The organism is Pseudomonas sp. GM49, assembly GCF_000282355.1.
GTDB lineage: Bacteria > Pseudomonadota > Gammaproteobacteria > Pseudomonadales > Pseudomonadaceae > Aquipseudomonas.
Map to the genome: position 1 here is coordinate 1 of NZ_AKJL01000261.1, position 5285 is coordinate 5285.

The following is a 5285-nucleotide window of genomic DNA, read 5'->3' on the forward strand; positions in this document are numbered from 1 at the left end:
GCGGCCGCTGCCGACTCCGACGGTGCCTGCTCCAATGGTTGCACAAGCACCGCGCCTGTCGGGCATTTGCCTGGACGATGCGGCGTTGCAGGCGGACTTCCGCAAGGCCTTGCGCGTCTACGAGCGCGACGTGCCGCTGCTGATCAACGGCGAAACCGGGTCCGGCAAGGAGGCCTTCGCGAAAGCGGTGCACCACGCCAGCCAGCGGGCGGAAAAAGCATTCGTCGCCCTCAACTGCGCGGCCATTCCCGAAAGCCTGATTGAAAGCGAGCTGTTTGGTTATCGCGGCGGCAGCTTTACCGGTGCGCGCAAGGAAGGCATGCGCGGCAAGTTGCAACAGGCCGACGGCGGGACATTGTTCCTCGATGAAATCGGTGACATGCCACTGGCCCTGCAAACGCGGTTGCTGAGAGTACTGGAAGACCGGCAAGTGGTGCCGATCGGTGGCGAGCCGGAATCGGTGAATGTGCGGATCATCAGTGCCACTCACCGCAATTTGCTGGATCGCGTGCAGGACGGCAGCTTCCGCGAGGATTTGTATTACCGGCTCAACGGGCTGGAAGTTGCATTGCCGGCCTTGCGTGAGCGCAGTGACAAATCCCGGTTGCTCGATTTTTTGCTGGCCGAGGAGGCGGGCGGAGTAACCGTGTTGATCGACGGGCCGGCGCGAGAGGCTCTGTTGGGTTTTGCCTGGCCAGGCAACGTACGGCAGTTGCGCAATGTGCTGCGTACGTTGGCAGCACTGTGTGAAGACGGACGGATCGGTCTGGAAGATTTGCCGGCGATGATTCGACAGGCGCGTCCGGTGGTGTCGGCGATTGAAGAGGTGTCGGAGCATCCGCTGGAAGATGCCGAGCGGCTGGCGTTGCTCACGACACTGGAGCAGACACGCTGGCATATGACGCATACGGCGGAGCAGCTTGGGGTCAGTCGCAATACCCTCTATCGAAAGCTGCGTAAACACGGTATCGCCCGGTAAACCGTGTCGCGGCCATTCGCGAGCAAGCCCGCTCCCGCATTTGCTCGGAGGTGTTCACAAATTTGTGTTCACTATAAAAACCAATGTGGGAGCGGGCTTGCTCCGGGCGGCGATCCGACGAAGGCGTCTTCAGATCTGAAACATCAGGTGCGATTTTTCCTACCCTACGCTAACCTGCGGCCATGTTTTACGAGGTCGACTAATGCACATTCATATTCTGGGTATCTGCGGGACTTTCATGGGCTCGATGGCGGTTCTGGCCAAAGAGCTGGGCCATCATGTGACCGGCTCCGATGCCAACGTCTATCCGCCGATGAGTACTCAACTGGAAGCCCAGGGTATCGAGTTGACTCAAGGCTACGACCCGGCACAACTTGATCCGGCCCCCGACCTGGTGGTGATCGGCAACGCCATGTCGCGGGGCAACCCGGCCGTGGAGTACGTGCTGAACAAAGGCCTGCCTTACGTTTCCGGCCCGCAATGGCTGGCCGATCACGTGCTGCAAGGTCGCTGGGTGCTGGCGGTTGCCGGTACTCACGGCAAGACCACCACCAGCAGCATGCTGGCCTGGGTGCTGGAGCACGCGGGCATGGCCCCGGGCTTCCTGATCGGTGGCGTGCCGCAAAACTTCTCGGTGTCGGCGCGCCTGGGTGATACGCCGTTCTTCGTCATCGAAGCCGATGAGTACGACAGTGCATTCTTCGACAAGCGCTCCAAGTTCGTGCACTACCGTCCGCGCACCGCGATCCTGAACAACCTCGAATTCGATCACGCGGACATCTTCCCGGACCTGCCAGCCATCGAGCGGCAGTTCCATCACCTGGTGCGGACCATCCCGAGCGAAGGCCTGGTGATTCATCCGACCACTGAGCCAGCCCTGCAGCGCGTCATCGAAATGGGTTGCTGGACCCCGGTACAAACCACCGGTGCCGGCGGTCAGTGGCAGGTCAAGTTGCTCAGTGAAGATGGCTCGAAGTTCGAAGTGATGTTCGACGGTGTTGCCCAGGGTGTGGTCGAGTGGGACATGACTGGCCAGCACAACGTCGCCAACGCCCTGGCGACCCTTGCCGCCGCACGCCATGTCGGTGTGGTGCCGTCCATGGGCATTGCTGCGTTGAGCGTCTTCAAGAGCGTGAAACGCCGGATGGAGAAAGTCGCGGAGGTCCGTGGTATCACCATTTATGACGACTTCGCTCATCATCCGACCGCCATCGCCACCACCCTCGACGGCTTGCGCAAGCGCATCGGCGATGCACCGCTGATTGCGATCATCGAGCCGCGTTCCAATTCGATGAAGCTCGGCGCGCACCGTGACGGATTGCCGGAAAGCGTGGTCGATGCCGATCAGGTGATCTGGTACGCACCGGCCAATCTCGGGTGGGACCTGGCGGGCACCGCGGCGCTGTGCACTGTGCCGTCGATTGTCAGTGATTCCCTGGAAGGCATCATCGAGCGCGTGAAGAGCCAGGCCCAACCCGGTACTCACGTGGTGATCATGAGCAACGGCGGCTTCGGCGGCCTGCACGGCAAACTCGCCGAGGCACTGAAATGAACAACGGCCCGGACCGCATCACCCTGGCGATGACCGGCGCTTCCGGCGCCCAATATGGTCTGCGCCTGCTCGACTGTCTGGTGCGGGAAGATCGTGAAGTGCACTTCCTGATTTCCAGGGCCGCGCAATTGGTGATGGCGACCGAAACGGACGTCACGCTGCCGTCCAAACCGCAGATGATGCAGGCGTTTCTCACCGAATACACGGGGGCCGCCGCCGGGCAGATTCGGGTGTACGGCAGGGAAGACTGGATGTCGCCGGTGGCTTCGGGTTCGGGCGCGCCAGCGGCGATGGTGGTGGTGCCGTGTTCCACGGGCACGTTATCGGCCATCGCAACCGGCGCCTGCAACAACCTGATCGAACGAGCCGCCGATGTGACACTGAAAGAGCGTCGGCAGTTGATCCTGGTGCCCCGTGAAGCGCCGTATTCGAGCATTCATCTGGAACACATGCTCAAGTTGTCGAACATGGGCGTGACGATCCTGCCGGCATCACCGGGCTTTTATCATCAGCCGCAAACCATCGACGACCTGATCGATTTCGTCGTGGCGCGGATCCTTAATCTGCTGAATATTCCTCAAGACATGCTGCCGCGCTGGGGCGAGCATCATCTGACCAGCGATGAATAAGTTGCTGATGGTTGTGCTGGCGCTGCAATTGGCCGGGTGCGCGACGGCGCGCACGCTCGACGCGGCCAAGCCGGGGGCGCCGGTGGTGTACGCCGGGACGCGGCTGGATTTGTATGCGATGAATGGCGGTTGTTGCGCGATGGACCGTTTCGGCGCGCAAGCGCCGAGCTATCCGGGCATTGATCTGCCAGCCAGTGCGTTGCTCGACACACTGCTGTTGCCGTTGTCGGTGTTGACGGTTTTGGGCGTGAATTTTCAGGCGACGGGTGGATTGTAAGGGAGCGTTGTGGCGAGGGGGCTTGTCGGAACGCCGCACCGCCCCGTTCGGCTGCGCAGCAGTCGTAAATCCTGTGCACGCGGAACAACAGATAAATCGAGTTGACTGGTTTTGGGGGCTGCTTCGCAGCCCAACGGGGGCAAGCCCCCTCGCCACAGGTCCGCGGTTTATTTGCCCAACTTCCTCAGCTCATCCGACTCGACAACCCGCACGCCATCCTGCTCTTCCAGCGCCAGGCGCCACATTGCGCGGGCCAGCTGGCACGCTTCGATGCCGTGGTATTTGCCAGGAATCAGCCGTGACAACGGCCCTGCGACTTTTTCGCCCAGGCGCGGCTCAGCGCGATCACCCAGCAACAGCGAAGGGCGGCAAATAGTCAGCTGCGGCCAGTTCTGCGCGCGCAATGCGTACTCCATCTCGCCTTTGACCCGGTTGTAGAAAATCGAGGATCTGCGATCGGCTCCCAGGGCACTGATCACGATCAGGTGCCGTGCGCCCATCTCCCGTGCGCGTTTGGCAAAGGCTACAACCATATCCAGGTCCACCGCACGGAATGCTTGTTCCGAGCCCGCCTGTTTGATGGTGGTGCCCAGGCAGCAGTAGGCGATGTCGACACGGCCGTTCAATTGCGGCAGAAACACCGCCGGGTCGCCGACCGGGTTTTCAAGGTGGGGATGCTTGGCCAAGGGGCGGCGTGACGGCGCCAATACCCGCGAAATCGTTGGCTCGTTAAGCAGGCGATCAAGCAGATGTTCACCCGTCAAACCGGTGGCTCCGGCGAGCAGCACATGCTGAGGCGTCAAGTACATAGTGTTTCTCCCTTGATACTGTTCAGCTTAGTTGCTGTTTACATCCTTGCTTTCCATAGATGCACTTTGCAGTGCTTTTCGTGCCTGTTGTTTGCGCAATAGTTGCCAGTGCGAGAGGACGGTTTTCGGTGCCCAGATCTGTGGTTCGGATGCTTCGAAGCCGTCCGCCAGCTCACGCTCGGCGACAGTGGCCTTGGCCCGTTTGAAGGCTTGTTCCAGATCATCGGTCTGGTTCAGTGCCTGGGCGAACAGGGCGTCGCCGAAGTAGGTGAAGTTGGCTTCCTCCGAGCAGCCGAAAGACACTCGGTCGGCCCGCGAGGCCGTCATGATCAGGGTCCGTTCATCCTTGAGCGCGGGGATGAAACCGCCGGAGTAGCAGGACGAAATCACGATGATCTTGTCGCGGTTTTTCAGCGGGGCAAGCACCGCGGCCATTTCGTCGGCTGGCAGATCGGCCAGTTCCATCCGCGGCTGGTCAAGCACCAGCTCGTGTTCGCTGGTGCCATGGCTGGTCAGGTAGATGAAAATCAGGTCTTCCGGACCGCTGCGTTCGGCCAGCGTCAGGGCGGCGCGGCGCAAGTTTTCCCGAGTCGCCATAGGGCGGTCGGCGAGGTGGTCACGATGGTTCACCAGGCGGATCTGGCCAAAGGTGCCGAACCGGGTGGTGAGCATGTTGGCGACGTAATCGGATTCGCGCAGAAACACACTTTGCTTGCCATCACCGCCCAGGGTCAACGAATACAGTTCCACCGCCGGGGTCGAGGCCGGAACGTTGGCCAGCACTGTGTCGAGCAGGCGCCCCTGTGCCAGCAGGCCGAGTTCGAGTGTGTCAGGCAGCAGTTTGCCCTCGGCATCGCGCACGCGCTGGCCGTTGATCCAGGTGCCGCTGAGCACGGTACCATCGGTCAGCACCAGCGTGCCGCGCCCCTGGTAGCTGTCGTTGTCGAACTGGCCGGTGTAAAAGCTGCCGTCGGCCAGGTTCAGTCGGCCTTGGCCGGAAAAACGCCAGTCGTTGAACTGGCCGATGTAGTGGCTGGCG

6 protein-coding genes are annotated in these 5285 nt (G+C 61.4%); 4 read left to right on the forward strand and 2 right to left on the reverse strand.

Going from position 1 to position 5285, the window contains the following annotated elements; translation table 11 throughout:
• The 4 genes from PMI29_RS07020 to PMI29_RS07005 form a co-directional block, all read left to right on the forward strand.
• The coding region (locus tag PMI29_RS07020) for a sigma-54-dependent Fis family transcriptional regulator (protein ID WP_008001737.1) at positions 1-979 on the forward strand (979 nt) is incomplete at its 5' end.
• 202 nt (positions 980-1181) lie between these two features.
• A complete protein-coding gene (gene mpl / locus PMI29_RS07015; protein WP_008001738.1) occupies positions 1182-2531 on the forward strand; it encodes a UDP-N-acetylmuramate:L-alanyl-gamma-D-glutamyl-meso-diaminopimelate ligase in 1350 nt (449 codons plus the stop codon).
• Positions 2528-3160, forward strand: a complete 633-nt coding sequence (ubiX, locus tag PMI29_RS07010; RefSeq protein WP_008001739.1) for a flavin prenyltransferase UbiX — start codon at positions 2528-2530, stop codon at positions 3158-3160. The genes mpl and ubiX overlap by 4 nt, the downstream gene beginning before the upstream one ends.
• Positions 3153-3437, forward strand: coding sequence for a YceK/YidQ family lipoprotein (locus PMI29_RS07005; protein WP_008001740.1), 285 nt, complete (start codon positions 3153-3155; stop codon positions 3435-3437). Before ubiX ends, PMI29_RS07005 begins: the two co-directional genes overlap by 8 nt.
• A gap of 167 nt (positions 3438-3604) precedes the next feature.
• Here the strand turns inward: PMI29_RS07005 and PMI29_RS07000 are convergent, their stop codons facing one another.
• Both PMI29_RS07000 and PMI29_RS06995 read right to left on the reverse strand, forming a co-directional pair.
• A complete protein-coding gene (locus PMI29_RS07000; protein WP_008001741.1) occupies positions 3605-4246 on the reverse strand; it encodes an oxidoreductase in 642 nt (213 codons plus the stop codon).
• A gap of 27 nt (positions 4247-4273) precedes the next feature.
• On the reverse strand, positions 4274-5285 hold a 1012-nt coding region (locus PMI29_RS06995), incomplete at its 5' end, for a C13 family peptidase (RefSeq protein ID WP_008001742.1).

Bases quoted from the DNA above. Each gene is read 5' to 3' on its own strand.
- mpl (WP_008001738.1), top strand. From the start codon at position 1,182: ATGCACATTCATATTCTGGGTATCTGCGGGACTTTCATGGGCTCGATG.
- ubiX (WP_008001739.1), top strand. From the start codon at position 2,528: ATGAACAACGGCCCGGACCGCATCACCCTGGCGATGACCGGCGCTTCC.
- PMI29_RS07005 (WP_008001740.1), top strand. From the start codon at position 3,153: ATGAATAAGTTGCTGATGGTTGTGCTGGCGCTGCAATTGGCCGGGTGC.
- PMI29_RS07000 (WP_008001741.1), bottom strand. From the start codon at position 4,246: ATGTACTTGACGCCTCAGCATGTGCTGCTCGCCGGAGCCACCGGTTTG.